Annotated in this window: 16 protein-coding genes and 1 pseudogene; 1 reads left to right on the forward strand and 16 read right to left on the reverse strand. The window is 71.6% G+C overall.

Annotation, left to right across the window (positions count from 1 at the left end):
* Positions 1-1,039: 1,039 nt before the first annotated feature.
* From AB0O01_RS05160 to proB, 5 genes and pseudogenes are all read right to left on the reverse strand, one after another.
* Entirely contained in the window at positions 1,040-2,116 is a 1,077-nt protein-coding gene (locus tag AB0O01_RS05160; protein WP_365311069.1) for a hypothetical protein, read from the reverse strand.
* A gap of 75 nt (positions 2,117-2,191) precedes the next feature.
* Positions 2,192-2,780 (reverse strand): annotated as a pseudogene (locus AB0O01_RS05165) (hypothetical protein).
* 49 nt (positions 2,781-2,829) lie between these two features.
* Positions 2,830-4,116, reverse strand: a complete 1,287-nt coding sequence (locus tag AB0O01_RS05170) for a glutamate-5-semialdehyde dehydrogenase (RefSeq protein ID WP_365311070.1) — start codon at positions 4,114-4,116, stop codon at positions 2,830-2,832.
* A gap of 94 nt (positions 4,117-4,210) precedes the next feature.
* Positions 4,211-4,714, reverse strand: coding sequence for a hypothetical protein (locus AB0O01_RS05175; RefSeq protein WP_365311253.1), 504 nt, complete (start codon positions 4,712-4,714; stop codon positions 4,211-4,213).
* A 190-nt stretch (positions 4,715-4,904) separates the two neighbouring features.
* Positions 4,905-6,020: a glutamate 5-kinase gene (gene proB / locus AB0O01_RS05180; protein ID WP_365311254.1), complete on the reverse strand. Its 1,116-nt coding sequence runs from the start codon at positions 6,018-6,020 to the stop codon at positions 4,905-4,907.
* A gap of 285 nt (positions 6,021-6,305) precedes the next feature.
* Here proB and AB0O01_RS05185 point away from each other — a divergent pair, with 285 nt between their 5' ends.
* Positions 6,306-7,724 carry a polysaccharide pyruvyl transferase family protein gene (locus tag AB0O01_RS05185; RefSeq protein WP_365311071.1) on the forward strand — a complete coding sequence of 473 codons (1,419 nt, stop codon included), beginning with the start codon at positions 6,306-6,308 and terminating at the stop codon, positions 7,722-7,724.
* A gap of 156 nt (positions 7,725-7,880) precedes the next feature.
* Here the strand turns inward: AB0O01_RS05185 and AB0O01_RS05190 are convergent, their stop codons facing one another.
* From AB0O01_RS05190 to AB0O01_RS05240, 11 genes are all read right to left on the reverse strand, one after another.
* Positions 7,881-9,101: a glycosyltransferase family 2 protein gene (locus AB0O01_RS05190; RefSeq protein ID WP_365311072.1), complete on the reverse strand. Its 1,221-nt coding sequence runs from the start codon at positions 9,099-9,101 to the stop codon at positions 7,881-7,883.
* Positions 9,102-9,331: 230 nt separating this feature from the next.
* Positions 9,332-11,368: a hypothetical protein gene (locus AB0O01_RS05195; protein ID WP_365311073.1), complete on the reverse strand. Its 2,037-nt coding sequence runs from the start codon at positions 11,366-11,368 to the stop codon at positions 9,332-9,334.
* A 264-nt stretch (positions 11,369-11,632) separates the two neighbouring features.
* Complete coding sequence (locus AB0O01_RS05200; protein WP_365311074.1) at positions 11,633-13,126, reverse strand: bifunctional cytidylyltransferase/SDR family oxidoreductase; 1,494 nt, start codon at positions 13,124-13,126, stop codon at positions 11,633-11,635.
* A 363-nt stretch (positions 13,127-13,489) separates the two neighbouring features.
* The gene (gene obgE / locus AB0O01_RS05205) at positions 13,490-14,938 is read right to left on the reverse strand and encodes a GTPase ObgE (protein ID WP_365311075.1); all 1,449 of its coding nucleotides are present in this window, start codon (positions 14,936-14,938) and stop codon (positions 13,490-13,492) included.
* Positions 14,939-15,094: 156 nt separating this feature from the next.
* The gene (gene rpmA, locus AB0O01_RS05210; protein ID WP_029387501.1) at positions 15,095-15,349 is read right to left on the reverse strand and encodes a 50S ribosomal protein L27; all 255 of its coding nucleotides are present in this window, start codon (positions 15,347-15,349) and stop codon (positions 15,095-15,097) included.
* Positions 15,350-15,363: 14 nt separating this feature from the next.
* Complete coding sequence (gene rplU, locus AB0O01_RS05215; RefSeq protein WP_365311255.1) at positions 15,364-15,684, reverse strand: 50S ribosomal protein L21; 321 nt, start codon at positions 15,682-15,684, stop codon at positions 15,364-15,366.
* Between the two features lie 209 nt (positions 15,685-15,893).
* Positions 15,894-16,487, reverse strand: a complete 594-nt coding sequence (rfbC, locus tag AB0O01_RS05220) for a dTDP-4-dehydrorhamnose 3,5-epimerase (RefSeq protein WP_365311076.1) — start codon at positions 16,485-16,487, stop codon at positions 15,894-15,896.
* A gap of 150 nt (positions 16,488-16,637) precedes the next feature.
* Positions 16,638-18,653 (reverse strand): glycosyltransferase, encoded by a 2,016-nt coding sequence (locus AB0O01_RS05225; RefSeq protein ID WP_365311077.1) that lies wholly within the window; start codon positions 18,651-18,653, stop codon positions 16,638-16,640.
* Complete coding sequence (gene rfbD / locus AB0O01_RS05230) at positions 18,650-19,561, reverse strand: dTDP-4-dehydrorhamnose reductase (RefSeq protein ID WP_365311078.1); 912 nt, start codon at positions 19,559-19,561, stop codon at positions 18,650-18,652. Before rfbD ends, AB0O01_RS05225 begins: the two co-directional genes overlap by 4 nt.
* Positions 19,558-20,577 carry a dTDP-glucose 4,6-dehydratase gene (gene rfbB, locus AB0O01_RS05235; RefSeq protein WP_365311079.1) on the reverse strand — a complete coding sequence of 340 codons (1,020 nt, stop codon included), beginning with the start codon at positions 20,575-20,577 and terminating at the stop codon, positions 19,558-19,560. Before rfbB ends, rfbD begins: the two co-directional genes overlap by 4 nt.
* Entirely contained in the window at positions 20,574-21,641 is a 1,068-nt protein-coding gene (locus AB0O01_RS05240; protein WP_365311080.1) for a glucose-1-phosphate thymidylyltransferase, read from the reverse strand. The genes rfbB and AB0O01_RS05240 overlap by 4 nt, the downstream gene beginning before the upstream one ends.
* Positions 21,642-21,689: the final 48 nt, after the last annotated feature.

Raw genomic sequence — 21,689 nt, forward strand, 5'->3', positions numbered from 1 at the left:
ATCTTCCCAGGGGACGGCCGGTGGCATAGCGGTGAGTCCGGCCGCACGGCACCCTTCGGGGCGGACTTCACCGGGCGGGTAGCGCTCAGCAGGGCCCCGCTCAGCGGGCCGAGAGCCCGCACGGGAGCTTCTCCCGGTGCGCGTCCGGCGGAGCCAGGCCCGGCAGGGCGCGAACCCGCGCGACGACACCCTGCGGTGCAGACATCCGCACGGCAACACCCGGAGCGCCGCGACACCCCGCGCCCTGACATCGCCCGGCGCGCCCGGCGAGGCCACGCCCGACAAGGCAAGAACCCGCGCGACGACACCCTGCGAGGGGCAGTGGCGCAGCGGCGAATCCGGCAGAGCGACGACCGGCAGGACAGCACCCTTCGACGCGGGCATCGCAGAGCGGCGCAGCCCTCGGCAGAGCGGTGCAGCCCTCGGCAGAGCCACACCCGGCAGGGCGGGGCAGTTCCCTACAGGGTCACGCCCGGCAGGGCGAGAGCCTGCACGGCAGCATCCCCCACCTGCATCCGCGGGGCAGCGCTCGGCGGGCCGGGAGCCTGCGGGGCGGCACCCTTCGAGGGGAGCACCGCAGGGCAGAGCCGCGCCCGGCGGCACGAGAGCCCGCAGGGCGGCATCTCCCGGTGCCAGCATCCGCACGGCGACGCACAGCGAGCCGACGACCCGCGCCCCGGCACCCCCCGGTGCGCGAGCCCAGCAGGGTCACGCCCGCCGGGCCGAGAACCCGCGCGGCGGCATCCTGCGGTGCGAGAACCCGCACGGGGCGTACTCCAGCGCGAGCGGCAGCGGGCGCACCTCTCCGACAAAGGCACCCGCAGAGCGCTCCCCTCCCTCACAAACACCCGCAGGACACACCCCTGCCTCACAAGCAGACCCCCACAGCACACCCCTCCGGTGCGAGCGCCGGCGGAACACACCTCCCACACAAGAACCCCCAGAACACGCCCCACCCCTACAAGCACCCCCACAGCACACCCCACCCGTACAAGCACCGGCAGAACACACCCCGCACAAGAACCCGCAGCGCACCCCCTCACACCCCCGGCTGCACATGCTCCGCCAGGGTTCCGCACAGGGACGTTGCCGGGGAGGGGGCGTAGGGGTCGGTGGGGGTGGGGGGGCCGGGTTTGGGGGTCTGGCCGGCCAGGAGGGGGTGGAGGAGGGCGGACCAGTCGTCGGCGCAGGAGAGGGGGCCGGCCTGGGCGTTCGAGGTCTGGAGGCGGGCCTGGTGCAGGCGCAGGTCGTCGCGGTCGAAGCGGAAGTGCAGCTCACGGCGGACGGTGAAGAGTGAGGCCTCGGCGCCCGCGCCTCCGCCAGCGGGGCGCAGGGCGTAGACGAAGACGTGGTCGGAGACCACCTCCAGGGTGGCGGAGTCCGTCTCGGCGGCCTCCAGGGTGCCCTGGACGCGGATCTGGGGGTCGGCGAGTTCGACGGCCTCGGGGTCGAAGCGGACCAGCCAGCCGGTTGCCGCGTGCCGGCCGTCGGCGGCGGGGCGGTCGAAGCTCTCGTCGAACTGGTCGAGCTGGTCGGGGTCGAGCATCACCCGGACGGACCGCACCTCACCGCCGGTGAGCACCTCGGGGTAGAGGGAGGAGCGCACGAGGTAGTCCTTGGCGGTGGTCAGGGCGGTGACGACCTGGCTGTCCGAGAAGTGTGAAGTGCTGCGGGCGGCCGGCAGCGGTATCCCCTCCGCGCCGATCCGGAACTGGGCGGCGGGGCTGGCGGCGAACAGCCGGTCGAGGTCGGTGGTGCCGGGCACCTCCTGGCGCGGGGTGAGCGGGACGACCGTCATCCGTAGAGGTTCGATGGCCTTGGGGACGGTGGTGGCGCCGCTGTCGTAGGGGGTGCGGACGCCCATGTAGACGGCCGTGCCGAAGGCGACGGCGATCAGGAGGACGAGGACGAGGGCCTGGCGGGACAGGCTTCTGCGCATCGGGGGGCGGCGGCGCACGGCGGGGGCGTGGTCGCCCATCCGCTCCCGCGCGGAGAACTCCTGGAGCCGGGCAGCCCGCACGAACGACTCGTCGAACACCACGGATCGGTACTCGTCGTCCGCACCGCCGGGGGCGCCGTCGGGTGTCCCCTCAGGTGGGTCTCCAGGTCCGCCCATATCTTCAGAGTGGGTCTCCGGGCCCTCCGGTAAACGCCCTGCTACGCGACAACTTCTGACAGGTACTCACCAGGCTCAGGGGGTCTGGGGGACCGCCGGGACCACCGGCCGGGAGGAGTCGGCGGAGGCGGACGGAGCCGCGGCGCGGCCTCCCTCGCCCTGCTCGACGCCGGTGGTGGCCGGGGGCGGGGCCGGGTCCTGGCGGTTGGCGGAGGACGCGCCCCGGTAGACCGCCGCGAAGGCCAGGACGACCATGCCGACGCCCATCACCAGAGCGAGCAGCCAGGCGACGGGGCGGTGCCAGCGGACCTGTCTGCCGTACCCCGGGCGCCCGTAGTGGTCGTCGTCGAGGGCGTCGGGGTCGTACAGGCCGTCCAGCTCGGGGTCGCCGTAGGGGTCGTCGTGGTGCCGGCCTCTGGTGTGGGCGCGGCGGGACTCGGCCTCGGCGGCCTCCGCTCTCGCCTGGGCGGCGGCCAGGAGGCGTTCGACGGCGGTCGGCTCATGGACGGCCGCCGCCTTCACGAAGTCCTCGTCGAAGACCACGGCGGCGAACTCTTCGTCCGACAGTCCGCGGTCGTGGTCGTCGTCGGGCATCCAACCGTCAGGGAACGGCGTGCCCCCCACGTCGTCCGGCACGCTTTCCAGAGTAGACCTGGGGGGTCAATTTGGGCAGACGGCAGGGAAATTCATCCGGCTGCCGGGACGGGGGGTGCTCAGCGCCGTACGTGTCCGTCGCCGGTGACGATGTACTTCGTGCTGGTCAGCTCGGGGAGGCCCATCGGGCCCCGGGCGTGCAGCTTCTGGGTGGAGATGCCGATCTCCGCGCCGAAGCCGAACTGGCCGCCGTCGGTGAAGCGGGTGGAGGCGTTCACGGCGACGGTGGTGGAATCGACCAATTGGGTGAATCGGCGGGCGGCCTGCTGGGAGGTGGTGACGATCGCCTCGGTGTGCCCGGAGGTCCACAGCCGGATGTGCTCGACGGCCTTGTCGAGGGAGTCCACGACCGCGGCGGCGATGTCGTAGGAGAGGTACTCGGTCTCCCAGTCCTCGGCGGTGGCCTCCACGACGGTGGCGCGGGAGTCCTTGGCGTGGGCGAGGACCCGGTCGTCGGCGTGCACGGTCACCCCGGCGTCGGCGAGGGCGTCCAGGGCGCGCGGCAGGAACTCGGCGGCGATGTCCTGGTGGACCAGGAGGGTCTCGGCGGCGTTGCAGACGCTGACCCGCTGGGCCTTGGAGTTGATCAGGATGTCGACGGCCATGTCGAGGTCGGCGTGGGCGTCGACGTAGACATGGCAGTTGCCGGTGCCGGTCTCGATGACGGGGACGGTGGACTCGGCGACGACCGTGCGGATGAGGGAGGCGCCGCCGCGCGGGATGAGGACGTCGACCAGGCCGCGGGCGCGCATCAGCTCGCGCACGCTGTCCCGGTTCTCGCCGGGGACGAGCTGGACGGCGTCGGCGGGGAGCCCGGCGCCGCCGACCGCGTCGCGGATCACCCGGACGAGGGCGGTGTTCGAGGCGTAGGCGGAGGCGGAGCCGCGCAGCAGGACGGCGTTGCCCGACTTCAGGCAGAGGGCGGCGGCGTCCACGGTGACATTGGGGCGGGCCTCGTAGATGATCCCGACGACGCCGAGCGGGACGCGGACCTGGCGCAGGTCGATGCCGTTGGGCAGGGTCGAGCCGCGGACCACCTCGCCGACCGGGTCGGGCAGCGCGACGACGTCCCGGACATCGGCGGCGATGGCCCGGACCCGCTCCGGGGTGAGGGTGAGCCGGTCGACGATCGCCTCGCTGGTCCCGGCCTCCCGGGCCTTGGCGATGTCCTCGGCGTTGGCCTCGACGATCTCCGCGGTACGGACCTCCAGGGCGTCCGCGATGGCGAGCAGCGCGTCGTCCTTCGCGGCCCGGGGCAGCGGGGCAAGGTCGGCGGCGGCGGCCTTCGCCCGGTAGGCGGCCCGGGTGACCGGGGACATGGAGTCGTACGGCGAGAGCGTGGTCATGGTGGGAAGGGTAATGCGCCCGCCGGACCGTTTCGCCGGATGTTCCGAACCGCGAGACATGCCCGGAGGGGGCGGGAGGGGACTCAGAAGGGACTCAGAAGGGGTGGACGCCCACCGGGGACGCCGGGGGCGGGCCGTAGCCCTCGGCGATCCGCTGGTGGTAGGTGCCCCGGTCGATGACCTCCAGGCCCACGATCTCCCAGGGCGGGAGCCCGGCCGTCTGCCGGTGCTCGCCCCACAGCCGCAGGGCCACCGCCGCCGCGTCGTGCAGATCGCGGGCCTCCTCCCAGTACCGGATCTCGGCGTGGTCGACGGCATAGCGGCTGGTCAGCAGGAAGGGGTGGTCGTGGGCGAGCTGCTGGAGGGCGCGGCGGACCTCGGTGAGCGGGGCGGCCTCGCCGGAGACACTGAGCGTGACGTGCCAGAGGCGGGGCGCGTCCGCCGGGCGGTCGTTCTCGCGGTCGCCGTCGGGCTGCCGGTATCCGTCGGCCGTGACGCTGGTCAGGGCGCGTTCCTCGCCCGCGGGACGGGAGGTCCCCGGCGGGCGGGCGCCCGGCCCGGTGGCGCCGACGCGGTACGCCGTCGGCGCAGGACGCACTCGTCTCACGGCGGCCTCCTCAGTGCTTCGCTACGGTCCTGTCGTCCCTGGTCCCGGTCCCGCTCCCCAGCGCCCCCGCCGTACCGGCTCGCGCGGTGCTCCTGCGAAGGGGTCGCTGAGACAAAGTTGAGCAGGCCGCAAGGCTCCATGGGGCCGTTTTACGGAACGTCCCCCACCGGTGGTGGACGAATCAGCTCTTTTGCGGATGCAGGATCACCAGGTCGTCCCTGTGTACGACCTCCCGTTCGTACGCCGGTCCCAGCTCGCGGGCGAGTTCGCGGGTGGAGTGGCCGATCAGCCGCGGGATCTCCCTGGCGTCGAAATTGACCAGGCCACGGGCGACGGCGACGCCGCCGGTGTCCCGCAGTTCGACCGGGTCGCCGGCGCTGAACTCGCCCTCGACGGCGGAGATCCCGGCGGGCAGCAGCGAGGTGCGGCGTTCGACGACCGCGCGGACCGCGCCGTCGTCCAGGATCAGGGCGCCCTGGGGGGTGGAGGCGTGCTGGAGCCAGAGCAGCCGGTCGGCGGAGCGTTTGCCGGTGGGACGGAAGTAGGTGCCGGTGTCGTGTCCGGCGAGGGCGTCGGCGGCGTGGACCGCGCTGGTCAGTACGACGGGGATACCGGCCCCGGTGGCGATCCCGGCGGCCTCGATCTTGGTGACCATGCCGCCGGTGCCGACACCGGCCCGGCCCGCGCTGCCGATCTCGACATGGGCGAGGTCCTCGGGGCCGGCCACCTCGGCGATCCGGGTGGTGCCGGGCCTGCTGGGGTCGCCGTCGTAGACGCCGTCGACATCGGAGAGCAGGACCAGCAGGTCGGCGCGGACGAGATGGGCGACGAGGGCGGCGAGGCGGTCGTTGTCGCCGAAGCGGATCTCGTCGGTGGCGACGGTGTCGTTCTCGTTGACGACCGGGAAGGCGCCCATCGCGAGGAGTTTGTCCAGGGTGCGGGCGGCGTTGCGGTGGTGGGCGCGGCGGCTCATGTCGTCGGAGGTGAGCAGGACCTGGCCGACCCGCACGCCGTAGCGGGCGAAGGAGGCGGTGTAGCGGGCGACCAGCAGGCCCTGGCCGACGCTGGCGGCGGCCTGCTGGCGAGCCAGGTCACGGGGGCGGCGGCGCAGGCCGAGCGGGGCGAGTCCGGCGGCGATGGCTCCGGAGGAGACCAGGACGATCTCCCGCTCGCCCCCGCCGCGGACCTTCGCCAGCACGTCCACCAGGGCGTCGACGCGGTCGGCGTCCAGTCCGCCCGCCGCGGTGGTCAGCGACGAGGAACCCACCTTGACGACGATCCTGCGGGCCTCGCGCACGGCCTGCCTTGCCCCTGCCACGTTGGTGTTCGCCTCTCGCGTAGCTCCCACTGCCTCGTCCGGCAATCTACGCGAAGGGGATCGTGCACCGCGCACCGATTTCACCGGTCGGACGCCCCGCCCGTTCCCGCCTCCCTGCGCCCCCACTTGGCCGGATCCCGCCCATCCGCCGCCCCGCTCCCCGACCTTCGCCCCACAACCGGATGCTCGCACTCCGCAAAGAGTGAAAAGGTTGTACGCCCATCATCTGGAAATTAAAGCCCGAGTAAACGTAGGTTGACATCTGTGTCGCACACCGAACAGCCCGCGCCGCGCGCGAAGCGCATCCTGCTCCGGTCCGGGAAGAGCCCGTACGACGTCGTCCCCGTCGAGGAGGCCCTGCACCGCGATGTCATCGCCACCAACGCGGGCAATCTGATCTTCAGCGACGCCTCGCACAAGATCCTCCAGACCCCGCACACCGAGGTGGTCTCCAACGGCGGTCGCACCAGCATCGCGGAGGCGGCACGGATCAACGAGGAGTACGACGCCTTCGTCGTCCCGCTCGCCAACGCCTTCCGGCCCTCCTTCGAGGAGTCCCTCGGCCGGCTGACCAAGCTCATCACCCGGCTGAAGATCCCGGTGGTGGTGCTCGGGGTGGGCGCGCAGGCCAATCTGAAGTACGACGCGGCCCGGCTCAAGCCCATGGAGCCGACCGTGCGGGCGTTCGTCTCGGCGGTGCTCGACCACAGCGCCGCCATCGGGGTGCGCGGTGAGTTCACCGAGCGCTATCTCAAGGACATGGGCTTCCGGGACGTCGAGGTCATCGGCTGCCCCTCGCTGTTCCTGCACGGCAAGGAGCTGACCGTCCGCAAGCGGGTGCCCGCGCTCACCGCCGTGTCCCGTATCTCGGTCAACGGCTCGCACAGCGCCGTCCGTTCCCAGGGGCTCGGCGCGGTGATCCGGCGGGCCCACGAGCGCTACCCCAATCTGCGTTTCATCGGCCAGAACCTGAGCGATGCACGGCAGTTGCACTGGCGGGACATGTCCAGCCCGAACGCCCGGGTGACCGGGATGCCGACCCACCCGGACCATCCGATGTACCGGGAGGGCAAGGTCCGGGTGTATGTCGACCCGATCACCTGGATCGAGGATCTGCGCACCTTCGACTACTCCTTCGGCTCCCGCATCCACGGCAATATCGCCGCACTGCTGGCCGGCACCCCGGCGACCGTGCTCTGCGCCGACTCCCGGACGCTGGAGCTGTGCCGCTACTTCGACATCCCGCACCGCACCATCGACCGGATCTCGCCGGAACTGGATCCGGCGCAGTTGTACGACGAGGCCGATCTGAGCGGGCTGATCGACGGTCACCAGGAGCGGTTCGAGCGCTTCACCGGGTTCCTGACCAGGAACGGCCTGGACAACACGTTCACCCATGGCGACGGCGGGGCCGCGTTCGAGAAGCGGATGCGGTCGCTGTCCTTCCCGCCGGGCATCCGGCCCTGGAACGACGCCGACATCGCCGCGCTCAGCAGCCGCTTCGGCTGGCTCCAGAGCCGGATGGACGAGCTGGCCGCCGAGAACGCCGGGCTGCGCAAGGAGCTGGCCAAGGGCCGCGGCGCGGCGGGCAAGCCGGCCGGTGGCGGCGACCGGTCGGTGTACCGGCGGGCGAGACGGGTGGTGGGGCGTCCGCTGCGGCGGGCGTTCCAGGGGCGGCAGTAGGGCGGGCGGTCTCGGGCGGGGGCGGGCAGTCCCGCAGGGGCGGGCGGTCCCGGCCGGGTGCGGTCCCCACAGGGGCAGGCGGTCCCGCCGGGGGCGCCGGAACCACCACCGGCACCCCCGGCCCCAGCGCCCCCACCGCGCCCCGGCCGCACCCCCTCAGCGAGCGTTCCCGGCCAGTTGGCGTCCCTCCCCCACCACCATCCGGCGCGCCCGCCGGGCCCGGCGTGCCGCCGCCTGCATCAGGAAGACCACCCGGCTCTCCCGGTACCCCGGCACCTTGCGGGCCTCGCGCGGTGCGGCCAGGTAGACCGCGTCGGGTATCCCCGCCGTCGTCTCCCGGAAGTGCGGGTACGGGAGATAGACCCGGCTGCCCCGGCGCTCCAGCAGTGGCGCCGGGTTCTTCTTGCGGTGGACGAACTCCACCACGTCCACCAGCAGATCGGCGCGCTGCTCGGCGATCAGGTGCAGCCGCAGCCGTTCGTGGACGCGCAGCCTGCGGGCCACGTCCGCGTTCCAGTGGGCGTCCATCAGCGGCTTGGCCAGCTCCAGCTTGTGGCGGCGCACCTCCTCGCCGTCCTTGAGGAAGCGCGGGCCGAACTGGGGCAGCAGCGTGACCAGGAACGGGCGGAGCATCAGCACGTCCCGGCGCGGACCGGGCGGCACCAGCTCGGCGATCAGGCCCATCAGCGCGCGGGCCGAGTCGAAGCGCAGGGTGTAGCCGCCGGACCGGGTGACATGCTTGCCGTCGTCCCGGCCGACCAGGTAGTAGCAGGTGTGGTCGGCGATGACGGAGACGCCGTCGGCGCGCAGATACGCCTCCATGGTGAACAGCGCGTCCTCGCCGGTCCACAGGGACTCGTCGAACCGCATGCCGTGCCGGGTCAGCAGAGCCCGGCGGAACAGCTTCTGCGCGCTCAGGGTGTACTTGATGTTGGAGGAGTAGACGTCCGTACGGTCGAAGCTCCGGTGCCACATCGAGCGGGGCGGCTTGCGGTTGATGCCCTCGACGCGGCCCAGGACCACATCCGTGCCGTTGCGGTCGGCGGCGGCGACCATCCGCTCCAGGGCCTCGGGGCCGAGCCGGTCGTCGGCGTCCAGGAAGAACACGTACCGCCCGGACGCCCGGTCCAGGCCGACATTGCGCGGGCCGCTGGGGCCGCCCGAGTTGGCCTGCCGGATCACCGTCACCGCCATGGGGGCCCGCGCGGCGAACTCCTCCAGGTACTCCCCCGTGCCGTCGGTCGAGCCGTCGTCAACGGCGATCACCTCGACGCGCCCCGCATCGAGGGTCTGCGCCTCGACGGACGCCAGGCACTCGACCAGATACGGCATCGCCTCGTACGCCCCGATGATCACGGTCACATCAGGCTGCGTCACACCTGTCCCCTTAGGTCTCCGGCAGGAGGACCGCGCGCCTCCCGGTCGTGGAGGCCGTCGCCGGGACACGGGTGTTTCCCCCGCGTCCACTTCCTGTCCGCTCCTTCGTTTCTACAAAGACGGCGCAAAGGGGGCCGGGGTTCATCCGGTCCCGGTCACGGAATGGCAGACAAAAAGCCCCGGAGAGGCTCTTCGGCTCTCCGGGGCCCTCGGCGGGTCGGTGCGGTCGCTCAGCCGGTCAGTTCGCTCGTCGCCGTCCGGGTCTCCTGCCCCCGGTTGCGGGTCTCGGCCTTCGCCGCCAGGTCCCCGACGGCCGTGTTGAACCGGACGATCGAGGCCGGTTCGTCCGGGCCCAGCAGATAGCGCTTCAGCTCACCGCGCTCCGCCGCGAGGGGGTCGGTGGACGGGTCGCGGACCGCGGCCAGCAGCCCGCCCAGCCCGGCGGCGTCATTGGTGAGGATCACGGCGGCCCGTACGGCGGTGTTCTGCCGCTTGAACTCCTCCGCGCCCAGTGCCGCGGAGTCCGTCACCGCGTACGGCTTGCCGCTGGCGATGAAGTCGGAGACCACGGAGGAGATGTCGGAGACCATCGCGTCGGAGACGTTGAAGCAGTCGTAGAGGCGGGGCTCGGCGTCGGTGATCACCCGGTGCTGCCAGCGGGGGAAGGAGCGCCAGTAGGCGTCGTTCCACTCGGCGCGCAGCCCGGCGATCTCCTGGAACTTCGCCACGTCGACCACGCCGTCCCGCGTGGACTCGGCCTCGTCGCCGCCCTCTCCGGCGCTGGTCAGCTCGGCGAGCCGGGCCCCGATCCGGGTCAGCTCGGCCGCGGCGGCGGACTCGGCGCCCGCGTCGGCGGTGAAGGCGGGGGCGGCGGCGCGCTCGGCGGCGGCCCTGCCGACCAGGGCCGTGATCCGCTGGTGGGCGGCCTTGGCGGCGGCGCTGCGGGTGCCGGTGAAGGGGTGCGGCTTGTAGAGGACGCGGACCGGGGGGTCGGCGGTGACCAGGGTGCGGACGATGTTCTCGCCCGCCAGGAGGATCGAGGTGTTGCCGGGGTTGTCGTCCCAGCCCTCCCAGGTCGGCGCGTAGAGCACGGTCGGCATCCGGTCCTCGGGGACGCCGTGCCAGAGCTGGATCGGGGCGAGCTGGGGGCGGCCGACCTCGGCGATGTCGTCGTCGCGGACCCCGACATCGGCGAGGGCGTAGCGGTCGCGGCCCGCGCGCCCGGCGGTCCACACCTCGTCGTACACCTTGCTGAACGGGTTGACGCTGGCCAGCTTGTCGCTGTCGCCGTGGCCGATGAAGACATGCTTCATGGTGGGGACGCGCAGCAGGTGGATGTTCTTCCCGACGTTCGCCGCGTACAGGGCGACCCGGACGGTCGACAGGTCCATGTTCATCAGATGCACCCCGCCGGGGACGCAGACGATGGGCACGGTGGTGGGCGCCATCCGCTCCAGTATGGCCCGCTCGCGCAGGATGATCAGCGGCCTGGAGTCGAGCTGCTCCATGGTCTCCAGCCACATGTTGACCTGGTACGCGGACTCCTTGGAGCCGGAGAAGTACAGGACCGTCTCGGGGCGGTACGCGCGCAGCCAGTCGTCGACGGCGTCGAGCACCTTCTCGGCGCGGGGCGGGATGCGGTTGCCGCGCACGAAGGGGGCGAGGGAGAGGACGTAGAGGCAGCCGAGGCCGACGGTGACGCCGATGCCGATGAATCCGGCGATGGCCGAGTCGAGCTGCGCGGAGACCAGTATTCCGGTGACGGCCGCGAGGTCGAGGTGGAGCATCTTCTCGGCGGAGCGGTCCAGCAGCCACTGGGGCGGGGCGCCCGGGATGCGGATGCGGGAGGCGAGGTCGACATTGCGGGTGGCGACCGGCATCCGGCGGCGGTTGCGGATCAGGGTGACCAGCGCGCCGTGCGGGGCCTGGAGGCCGTAGAAGGCGATGAAGCCGGCGACCGCGCCGTAGAACATCAGGTTGTCGGAGAGGGACAGGCGGGCCAGCAGCAGGACCAGCAGCAGCTCACGGATGAGGAAGCGGATCGACAGGCCCGCGCGCACTTTGCTCAGGCGGTTGATCAGATAGCTGCCCCGGCGGTGCAGAAAGTGGTCCGCCAGGTAGGTCACGGCCGCCGCGGCGGCGAAGGCGGGGACGCTCGGCACGAGCGCGGCCAGCATGAGCGCCGGAAAGCCCAGCATCACCAGGGCCGCCGCGACCAGCTCGGCGGCGCTGCCCACCCGGGCGACGCGAATAGCGGTGGTTATCACGGAAAACCTGCTCTGAGAGGGGTGCGGTGCCCTCGGCGACAATCCGCGGGCGTCGGCAAGGCCCGTAAAATTCCTGAAGATTCTGTGTAGCCAGGGTGTGAAGTTCTGGAAACTTACGGGGAATGTGGGGAATGTACGGACTCAGGCCCCTGTGAATATTCGGCGAACCGGAACCCACAAGGGCCTGAATGACAGAAGACCAGGAGATGTCGATTATGCCACGCCGTAGGTGCGGGTGAACCACGCCGTACGGAGGGTGCGTGGCTACGTGTCCTGGCGGTCGAGGACCCCGGCCAGCGCCTGCTCGAAACCGGACGCCTGACCGGCGCTGGCGGTCGGGTCCTGCTGGCGGACGTCGATCACATGCCCGGTCAGTTCGGAGAGCAGCACATCCAGGGAGGTACGGGCGACGGCCTCGGAGGAGAGCAGGCTGCCCGCGGGCTCCTGGCCGAACGCCTTGGTGCGCATCGGCGTCGCCGTGCGCTCCGGGTTGACGCAGTTGACGCGGATGCCGTCGGCGGCCCACTCGTCGGACAGCGCCTGGGTCAGGTTGACCATGGCGGCCTTGGTGGAGGAGTAGAGGCTGTACTCGGCGCGGCCCCGGGTGTAGCTGCTGGAGGTGTAGAGCAGCAACTGGCCGTTGGTCTCGGCGAGATACTTGTACGAGGAGCGGGCGATCTGGACCGGCGCCAGGTAGTTGACGCTCAGCGCCTCCTGGATGGTGGCGTTGTCGGTCTCGGCGAGCTTGCCGATCCGCAGCACACCCGCGGTGTTGACCACGTAGTCGATCCGGCCGGTCTCGGCGTACGCCTTGGACAGCGCGTCGTCGACCTCCTCCGGGTTCTCCACATGGGTGCCGGTGGTGGAGCGGCCCAGGGCATAGACGGTGGCGCCGTAGGACTCGGCCAGCTCGCCTATGTCCTTGCCGATGCCGTAGGACCCGCCGAAGACGACCAGGGTCTTGCCCGCGAGCAGCTCGCGGTAGGCGGCCTCGCCGCTGTGCTCGGGCGCGGCCGTGGAGCCGAGCTGGAAGAGCTTGTCGGCGATGAAGACATCGACGGGCTGGGTGACCTTCATGTTGTACTCGTCGCCCGCGACCACGTGGATCGGCACGTCGGGCAGGTACTTCAGCACGACCGTGCAGTCGTCCGTGGCCTGGAAGTTGGGGTCGCCGGCCGCCACCTCGTAGGCCCGCTTGATGGTGGACAGCTTGAACGCCTGCGGGGTCTGCCCGCGGCGCAGCCGGGAGCGGTCCGGGATCTCCGTGATGAACTCGCCGTCCTCGCCGTGGGTGCGGGTGACGATGATGGTGTCCGCGGAGGGAATGGCCACGTCGACGGCCTGGTAGCGCTCCAGGGCGGCCACGCAGTCGTCGATCACCCGGCGGGAGAGCAGCGGGCGGACGGCGTCGTGGAACAGGACGTTGCGGTCCTCGCCGTCGGCCAGGCCCTCGCCGAGGGCGGCGATGGCGCGCTCGGTGGTCTCGTTGCGGGTGGCGCCGCCCTCGATGACCCGGGAGACCTTCTCGAAGCCCGCCTTGGCGACGATCTTCTCCACGTCGGGCACATAGCCGGGGGCCATCAGAACGATGATGTCGTCGATGGAATCGGCCTTCTCGAAGGTGGTCAGCGTGTGTTCGATGACTGCCTTGCCGGCGATCTTCAGCAGTTGCTTGGGAATCGAGAGTCCCACGCGCTGGCCGGTGCCACCGGCCAGGATCACTGCGGTGGTACGGGGCTTGGCAATGTGCTGTGACACAGGTGACCTACCTCGGGGCGTCTGGGAGCTTGCAAATGCTCCCACTTGTGGTTACCGCGATGCAAGGTGAGCGACCTCCGCCGCATATGTGCACGCAACCTCTCATTCATCTTTTGACGCTGGTGATGGACGAAAAGTTCCCTGCGCGGCGGGATCGGGGGTGGGATTGCTGTGAGTAACTCCACAGGGGAGGGATGTCACGACGGGTGACGGGGGGTGACCCGGGGGCAGTGGGGTGGGGTGCGTTGTGGGGTGGGTGCGGGTGGGTGGGGGCTGGTCGCGCAGTTCCTCCCCCAGAGGGGGTGCCCCCAGCGCCCCTGAAAGCCTGGGGTCTCCCCGGTGCTGGGGAGACCCCAGGCCCCCTTACTCAGACCCCTTGAACGGCTCGAAGCCCTCGTACTCCTCGTCCGCCTCGTCGCGCTCCGCCTGGCGCTCTCGGCGGCGCTGGACGGCCGGGCGCAGGGCCTCCATCCGGTGGTCCTCACCGCGGCGGCCCAGCATCTCCGCGCCGGCCATGACCGTCGGCTCCCAGTCGAAGACGACCGCGTTCTCCTCGGGCCCGATCGCCACGCCGTCGCCCGCGCGGGCACCGGCCTTCATCAACTGCTCCTCGACCCCGAGACGGCCCAGCCGGTCGGCGAGGTAGCCGACGGCCTCGTCGTTGTTGAAGTCGGTCTGGCGCACCCAGCGTTCGGGCTTCTCGCCGCGCACCCGGTACAGCCCGTCGTCCTCGCGGGTCACCGTGAACCCGCTGTCGTCCACGGCCTTGGGGCGGATGACGATCCGGGTCGCCTCCTCCTGCGGCTTCGCGGCCCGTGCCTGGCCGACCAGGTCGGCCAGGGCGAAGGACAGTTCCCGCAGGCCCGTGTGGGCGACCGCGGACACCTCGAAGACGCGGTAGCCGCGGGCCTCCAGATCGGGGCGGACCATCTCGGCGAGATCCCTGCCGTCCGGGACGTCGATCTTGTTGAGGACCACGATCCGGGGCCGGTCGCCGAGCCCGCCGTACTGCCGCAGCTCCTCCTCGATGACATCGAGGTCGGAGGTGGGGTCGCGGTCGGACTCCAGGGTCGCGGTGTCCAGGACGTGCACCAGGACGCTGCACCGCTCGACATGGCGCAGGAACTCCAGGCCGAGGCCCTTGCCCTGGCTGGCGCCCGGGATCAGCCCGGGGACATCGGCGATGGTGTAGACGGTGGAGCCCGCGGTGACCACGCCCAGGTTGGGGACCAGGGTGGTGAAGGGGTAGTCGGCGATCTTCGGCTTGGCCGCGCTGAGCACCGAGATGAGCGAGGACTTCCCGGCGCTCGGGTAGCCGACCAGCGCCACATCGGCGACGGTCTTCAGCTCCAGGACGACATCGCGCAGATCCCCGGGGACGCCGAGCAGCGCGAACCCGGGCGCCTTGCGGCGGGCGGAGGCCAGCGCCGCGTTGCCGAGGCCGCCCCGGCCGCCCTGCGCGGCCACGAACGACGTGCCGTGCCCGACCAGGTCCGCGAGGACGTTCCCGGCCCCGTCGAGGACGACCGTGCCGTCCGGGACCGGCAGGACCAGGTCCTGGCCGTCCTTGCCGGAGCGGTTGCCGCCCTCGCCGGGCTTGCCGTTGGTGGCCCTGCGGTGCGGGGAGTGGTGGTAGTCGAGCAGCGTGGTGACGGACTGGTCGACGGTGAGGATCACATCGCCGCCGCGTCCGCCGTTGCCGCCGTCGGGGCCGCCGAGCGGCTTGAACTTCTCCCGGTGCACGGAGGCACAGCCGTGGCCCCCGTTACCCGCGCCGACATGCAGTTCGACGCGGTCCACGAAGGTGGTCATGGTGGTGCCTCCAGAAACGTACGAAAGTCAGGGAGTCCAGGGAGCCGGGGTCGGATCCGGGGGCGCCCCTCGGTCAGATGCCTACAGGTCAACACACGAAAGGCGGACCCGCCTTCCCGACCGGGAAGTGAGGTCCGCCTCGCGCAGAGAGTCCGGTCAGGCGACCGGGACGATGTTCACAACCTTGCGGCCACGGTGGGTGCCGAACTGCACCGAACCGGCCTGGAGGGCGAACAGCGTGTCGTCGCCACCGCGGCCGACACCCGAGCCCGGGTGGAAGTGGGTGCCGCGCTGGCGGACCAGGATCTCACCCGCGTTGACGACCTGACCGCCGAAGCGCTTCACGCCGAGCCGCTGGGCATTGGAGTCGCGGCCGTTCCGGGTGGACGACGCGCCCTTCTTGTGTGCCATGTCTCCTCAGTCCCTTACTTCGCAGCCGCGGGGATCTCGGTCACCTTGATCGCCGTGTACTGCTGGCGGTGGCCCTGGCGACGGCGGTAGCCGGTCTTGTTCTTGTAGCGCAGAATGTCGATCTTCTGGCCCTTGTGGTGATCCACGACCTCGGCCTGGACCTTGATGCCGGCCAGCACCCACGGGTCGCTGGTCACGGCGTCGCCGTCGACGACGAGCAGAGTGGAGAGCTCTACCGTGTCACCCACCTGGGCGGCGGAAATCTTGTCAACCTCGACGATGTCACCGACAGCAACCTTGTGCTGGCGGCCACCGCTGCGCACGATGGCGTACACGCGGATCTCACTCTCTCGCTCGGGAACGGCACCCCCGAAGTCCAGCCGCCCGAACACGGGCGGCCTCTCCAGGACACCGGACATCGCCGGCTTCCGGAGGAAGAGGTTTACGGGGATGTGGCGTGTCCATATCGAGGGACACACCGACGGTCAAGGTTACGGGGCACCCCAGGACTGGTCAAACCGAGCCCCGGGCGGCCCCGCGCGGATCAGCGCCCCAGGCTCTCCCGGTACGCCACGCACTCCGCGTAGGAGGGCAGCAGGCCCTGCTCACGGGCCTCGGCCAGGGTCGGCGCCTGCTCGTCCTTGGCCGACAGCAGCGGGGCGACATCGGCGGGCCACTCGATGCCGAGGGCCGGGTCGAGCGGGTGGATGCCGTGCTCCCGCTCGGGGGCGTAGCCCTCGGAGCAGAGATAGACGACGGTGGCGTCGTCGCTGAGCGCCATGAACCCGTGCCCGAGGCCCTCGGAGAGATAGACCGCGTGATGGTCCCGGTCGTCCAGCCGTACGGCCTCCCACTCGCCGAAGGTGGGCGAGCCGGTGCGGATGTCCACCACCACGTCCAGCACCGAGCCCCGGACGCACTTGACGTACTTGGCCTGGCCCGGCGGCACGTCCGCGAAGTGGATACCGCGCAGGGTGCCCCGGCTGGAGACGGACATGTTGGCCTGGGCGAGGGTGAACGGGTGCCCGGCGGCCTCGGTGAAGAGCGGCGCCTTGAACCACTCGTGGAAGCTGCCCCGGCCGTCGGGGAACACCTTGGGCTCGTGCACCCAGGAGCCGGAAAGGGAGAGGGGTCGCATCGCGGGGTCCTCGGATCGGGGTCGGGTGGGTTTCGGGTGCGGGCGGGGCCGCGGGTCGCCGGTGAGGGCGGGGGCGGGTCCGGCGGATCGGATCTCGCGACACCGCGGGGATCCGCTCTCGCGACACCGCGGAGATCCGCCGGACCCGCCCTACCGGCGTCCTCCGGCCAGCGCGCGCCGCATCCGGCCCGCCACCCGGCGCCACAGCGGGCGCGGCGGGCGGGCGGGGGCCCTGGTGGCGGGCTTGGCGGGCGGGGTGTGGCGGTCGATCACCCGGGCGCGGCCCTGGGCGTCCACCACCACGTCGACCGGGAGCCGGGTCCAGCGGACCTCGCCCCGCTCGGGCGAGGGGATGCCGATCCGGACGGCCCAGCGCTTGCCGGTGAGCCGCTCCAGCGGCAGCGCGGCGGTGAGCGTACGGCCGTCCGTGGTGGCCTCGGCCGGGTACTTGCCGACGTTCTTGCGCTCGAAGCGGAGTTGGAGCGGGGCTCCGGCGGCGGAGCCCAGGTGCAGCGGCAGCGGGAGGCGGAGCGTGCCGTTGTCGGCGCCGGCCTCCGCCCAGTCCATCAGCTCCCCGGCCTCGCGCTCCAGCTTGCCGGTCCGCTGGTCGATGTCGAGGGAGAGATTGCCGGGTCCGTCGGTCCAGTACGGCAGGACCAGGCGGCGGGGTTCGCCGGTGAGCGCGGGCAGCCGGGTGGCCTCCACACCGTCCGAGCGGACCGCGCCGAGCCGGGTCTCCTTGCTCCAGCCGCAGGACTTGATCCGCAGGTGCAGATCCCAGAGACCGGCCGGGAGCGGGCCCCCGGCGGCGGCGGTCTCGGGGTCGAGCACCGCCCGCGCGGTGATCTCCTGGCGGAAGGCGGAGTCGCCGTGGCCGTCGCCGTAGCCGTCGCCGTCGGCGCCGATGCCGGTGCGGTGCCGCTCGCTGGTCAGCGGGAGGTAGTACTGGGTGGCCTGCTCGCGGTGGCGGACGACCAGGTCGACATCGCTGCGGTCCACGGGGGCCGCCAGCGAGATGTCCTGGGCGGCGAGGGCCTCCCGGGCCTCCTCGGACAGCGGCAGCCCGAGCAGGTCGTGCCCGCCCTCGCGGCGGTAGGTCATGGGGGCGCCGTCGACCTCGTACTCGGCGCTGAAGCCGAGGGCCAGGGAGCCGTTCTCCCAGGTCAGGGAGGTGAGGCGGCCGGTGGGGCGGATGCCGGCCTCCCACTCGGCGAGGGCGCGGACATCGGCGTAGCGGTCGGCGGCGATCAGGCCGGCGACCACCCGCTGGGTGGGGGCGACCCGGTCGAACACCCCGGGGCCGAAGCGCTCGGTGATGACCGCGCGGATCTCGCCGTACAGCTCCTCGGCGTAGTCCTCGGGGAGTTTCAGCAGCCGCTGGCCGCGCAGCCGCTCGACCATCTCGTTGCGCAGCCAGCGGGAGAAGAGCTGGTCGCGCACGGGGCCGGGCTCGGTGAGGTCCTCGACGACGTCGAGCGCCTCGCGCAGGTTCTTGAAGTAGCCGACCGGGTCGAAGCGCTGGAAACCGGCGTTGGAGCCGTCGTCGCGGGTGATGTGGTAGTAGCAGAGGTAGTCGCTGAGCACGGCCACGCTCTTGGCCCGCAGATACGCCTCGACCACGAAGACATGGTCCTCCAGGCGCCGCCTGCCCTCCTTGAACCGCATGCCGTGCTCGGCGAGGAACGCCCGGCGGAACATCTTGTGCGGGGTGAGGCTGTCGATCAGCGGGGCGGTCTCCACGGTCACCCGGGGCCGGTTGACGCGGAACAGCTCCTGCGGGACCGGGCGGCCGATACCGGCCATCTTGCCGACGACGACATCCGCGTCGTTGGCCCGGCCGTAGGCGTACATCCGCTCCAGGGCCTCGTCGCCGAGCCAGTCGTCGTGGTCGGCGAACATCACGTACTCGCCGCGGGCCGCGTCGATCCCGGTGTTGCGGGGGCGGCCGGACCAGCCGGAGGACTCCTGGTGGACGACGTGGAAGTGCGGGTGCTCGGCGGCGAGTGCGTCGAGGCGGGCCGGGGTCTCGTCGGTGGAGCCGTCGTCGACGAACCAGACCTCGAACTCGTCGGGGGTCAGGCTCTGCCGGAGCAGCCCGGTGACACAGTCCTCGAAGTACTTGCCGGGGTTGTAGACCGCGATGACGACACTGACCTTGACCGTCACGCCGGACGCTCCTTCGTCTGGGCCGCGTGGGCCGCGTGGATCGCGGGGAACGCCTCGGTGAGGGCGGCGCGCCAGTCGCGGGGCGGGGTGAGCCCGGCCGCGCGGTGCCGGTCGTGGCCGAGGACGCTGTACGCGGGGCGGGGCGCCGGGCGGACGAACGCGTCGCTGGTGGTGGGGCGGACCCGGTCCGGGTCGGTGTCCAGCAGCCGGAAGATCTCCCGGGTGAAGCCGTACCAGCTCGTCTCCCCGGCGCTGGTGCCGTGGTAGATCCCGGCCGGTGCGGTGCCGTCCAGGGCGCCGCGGCCGAGGGCGAGCAGCAGGGCGGCCAGATCGGCGGTCCAGGTGGGCTGGCCGCGCTGGTCGTCCACCACGGAGACGGTGTCCCGCTCACCGGCGAGGCGGATCATCGTGCGGACGAAGTTGGGGCCGCCCGCTCCGTACAGCCAGGCCGTGCGGATCACATAGCCGGTCTCGGGGAGGGCGGTGAGGACGGCCCGCTCACCGGCGAGTTTGGTGCGGCCGTAGGCGCTGCGGGGGGCGGTGGGGGCGTCCTCGGGGTACGGGGCGGTGGCGTCGCCCGCGAAGACGTAGTCGGTGGAGACCTGGAGCAGGATCGCGCCGGTGGCGGCGCAGGCGGCGGCCAGATGGGCGGGGCCGTCGCCGTTGACCGCGAGGGCCTCGCCCTCCCGGGTCTCGGCGTCGTCGACGGCGGTCCAGGCGGCGCAGTTGACTACCAGGGCCGGGCGGTGCTCCTCGACGGCCCGGCGCACGGCCTTGTCGTCGGTGAGGTCCAGGGCCGCGCGGTCCAGGGCGACGGCCGGGACACCCGCGGCGGCGAGGGCGGGCAGCAGGTCGTGGGCGAGCATGCCGCCCGCGCCGGTGATCAGCCAGGGGCGGTTCTCGCTCACAGGGCGGCCCGCTCCTTCAGCGGCTCCCACCAGGAGCGGTTCTCGCGGTACCAGGCGACGGTCTCCGCGAGGCCCTCGGTGAAGCTCTTGCGGGGCTCGTAGCCGAGTTCGTCGCGGATCTTGGCGCAGTCGACGGAGTAGCGGCGGTCGTGGCCCTTGCGGTCCTCGACGTACTCGACGCTGGTGTCCCAGTCCGCGCCGCAGGCTTCGAGGAGGAGCCCGGTCAGCTCCTTGTTGGAGAGTTCGGTGCCGCCGCCGATGTTGTAGACCTCGCCGGCCCGGCCCTTGGTGCGGACCAGTTCGATGCCCTGGACGTGGTCGTCGATGTGCAGCCAGTCGCGGACGTTGCCGCCGTCGCCGTACAGCGGGACCTTCCTGCCGTCGAGGAGGTTGGTCACGAAGAGCGGGATGACCTTCTCGGGGAAGTGGTGGTGGCCGTAGTTGTTGGAGCAGCGGGTGACGCGGACGTCCAGGCCGTGGGTGCGGTGGTAGGACAGCGCGATCAGATCGCTGGACGCCTTCGCCGAGGAGTACGGCGAGTTGGGCTCCAGGGGGTGGGTCTCGGGCCAGGAGCCCTCGTCTATGGAGCCGTAGACCTCGTCGGTGGAGATGTGCACGAAGGTCCGGATCCCGGCCCGGTGGGCGGCGTCGATCAGGGTGTGGGTGCCGACCACATTGGTGCGGACGAATTCGGCGCCGCCGTCGATCGAGCGGTCCACGTGCGACTCGGCGGCGAAGTGCACCACCTGGTCGTGCTCGGCCATCAGCTTGCCGACCAGCTCGGGGTCGCAGATGTCGCCCTGCACGAAGGCGAATCCGGGGTGCTCGCGGACCTCGTCCAGATTGGCCGGGTTGCCCGCGTAGGTCAGCTTGTCCAGGACGGTGACCGACACATCGCCGGGGCCACCGGGACCGAGGACGGTACGGACGTAGTGCGAGCCGATGAAACCGGCGCCGCCGGTCACCAGGATCCGGGTGGTGGGGCCGGAGCCGGGGGTGCTGTCGGTCGGGGTCATGAGGAGATCTGCACCTTGCTGTGATCACCGAGGACGAGCCGGTGGGCCGACGGATGACGGGGGGCGGGCGTGACCTCGACATCACGCCCGATGAGGGATGCCTCCACCCGGCGCACCCCGGTCACGGACGAGCCGCGCAGCACGATGGAGTACTCGATCTCGCTGTCCTCGATCCGGCAGTCCTCGGACACCGAGGTGAAGGGGCCTATGTACGCCTCGCTGACCACCGAACCGGCGCCCACGATCGCGGGGCCGACGATCCGGCTGCCGGTGACCGTGGCACCGGCCTCGATACGGACCCGGCCGATCAGCTCGCTGGCCTCGTCGACCGTGCCCTCGTTCAGCGGCTGGAGGGTCTCCAGGACCGAGCGGTTGACCTCCAGCATGTCGGTGACGTTGCCGGTGTCCTTCCAGTACCCGGAGATGGTGGTGGAGCGGACCCGGCGCTCGGCGTCGATCAGCCACTGGATGGCGTGGGTGATCTCCAGCTCGCCGCGCCAGGACGGCTTGATCGACCGCACGGCCTCGTGGATCGCCGGGGTGAAGAGATAGACGCCGACCAGCGCGAGATCGCTCTTGGGCTGCTGCGGCTTCTCCTCCAGGGCCACCACATGGCCCTCCGCGTCCAGTTCGGCGACGCCGAAGGCGGTGGGGTTGGGGACCTTGGTCAGCAGGATCTGGGCGTCGGGGCGGTCCGCGCGGAACTCCTCCACCAGCCCGGTGATGCCGCCGACGATGAAGTTGTCCCCGAGGTACATCACGAAGTCGTCGTCACCCAGGAAGTCCTGGGCGATCAGCACCGCGTGGGCGAGGCCCAGCGGGGCGTCCTGCGGGATGTAGGTGACCTCGACGCCGAACCGGGAGCCGTCGCCGACCGCCTCGCGGATCTCGTCCGCGGTGTCGCCGACGACGATCCCGACCTCGGTGACCCCGGCGTCGGCGATGGCTTCGAGCCCGTAGAACAGCACGGGCTTGTTGGCGACCGGCACGAGCTGCTTGGCCGATGTGTGGGTGATCGGGCGCAGTCTGGTGCCCGCTCCCCCGGACAGGACGAGAGCTTTCACGAACGCACCCCTACCACCACTGGAAACCCCATTGATCGAATCGTGGGA

Source organism: Streptomyces sp. NPDC093252, assembly GCF_040683675.1.
Taxonomy (GTDB): Bacteria; Actinomycetota; Actinomycetes; order Streptomycetales; family Streptomycetaceae; genus Streptomyces.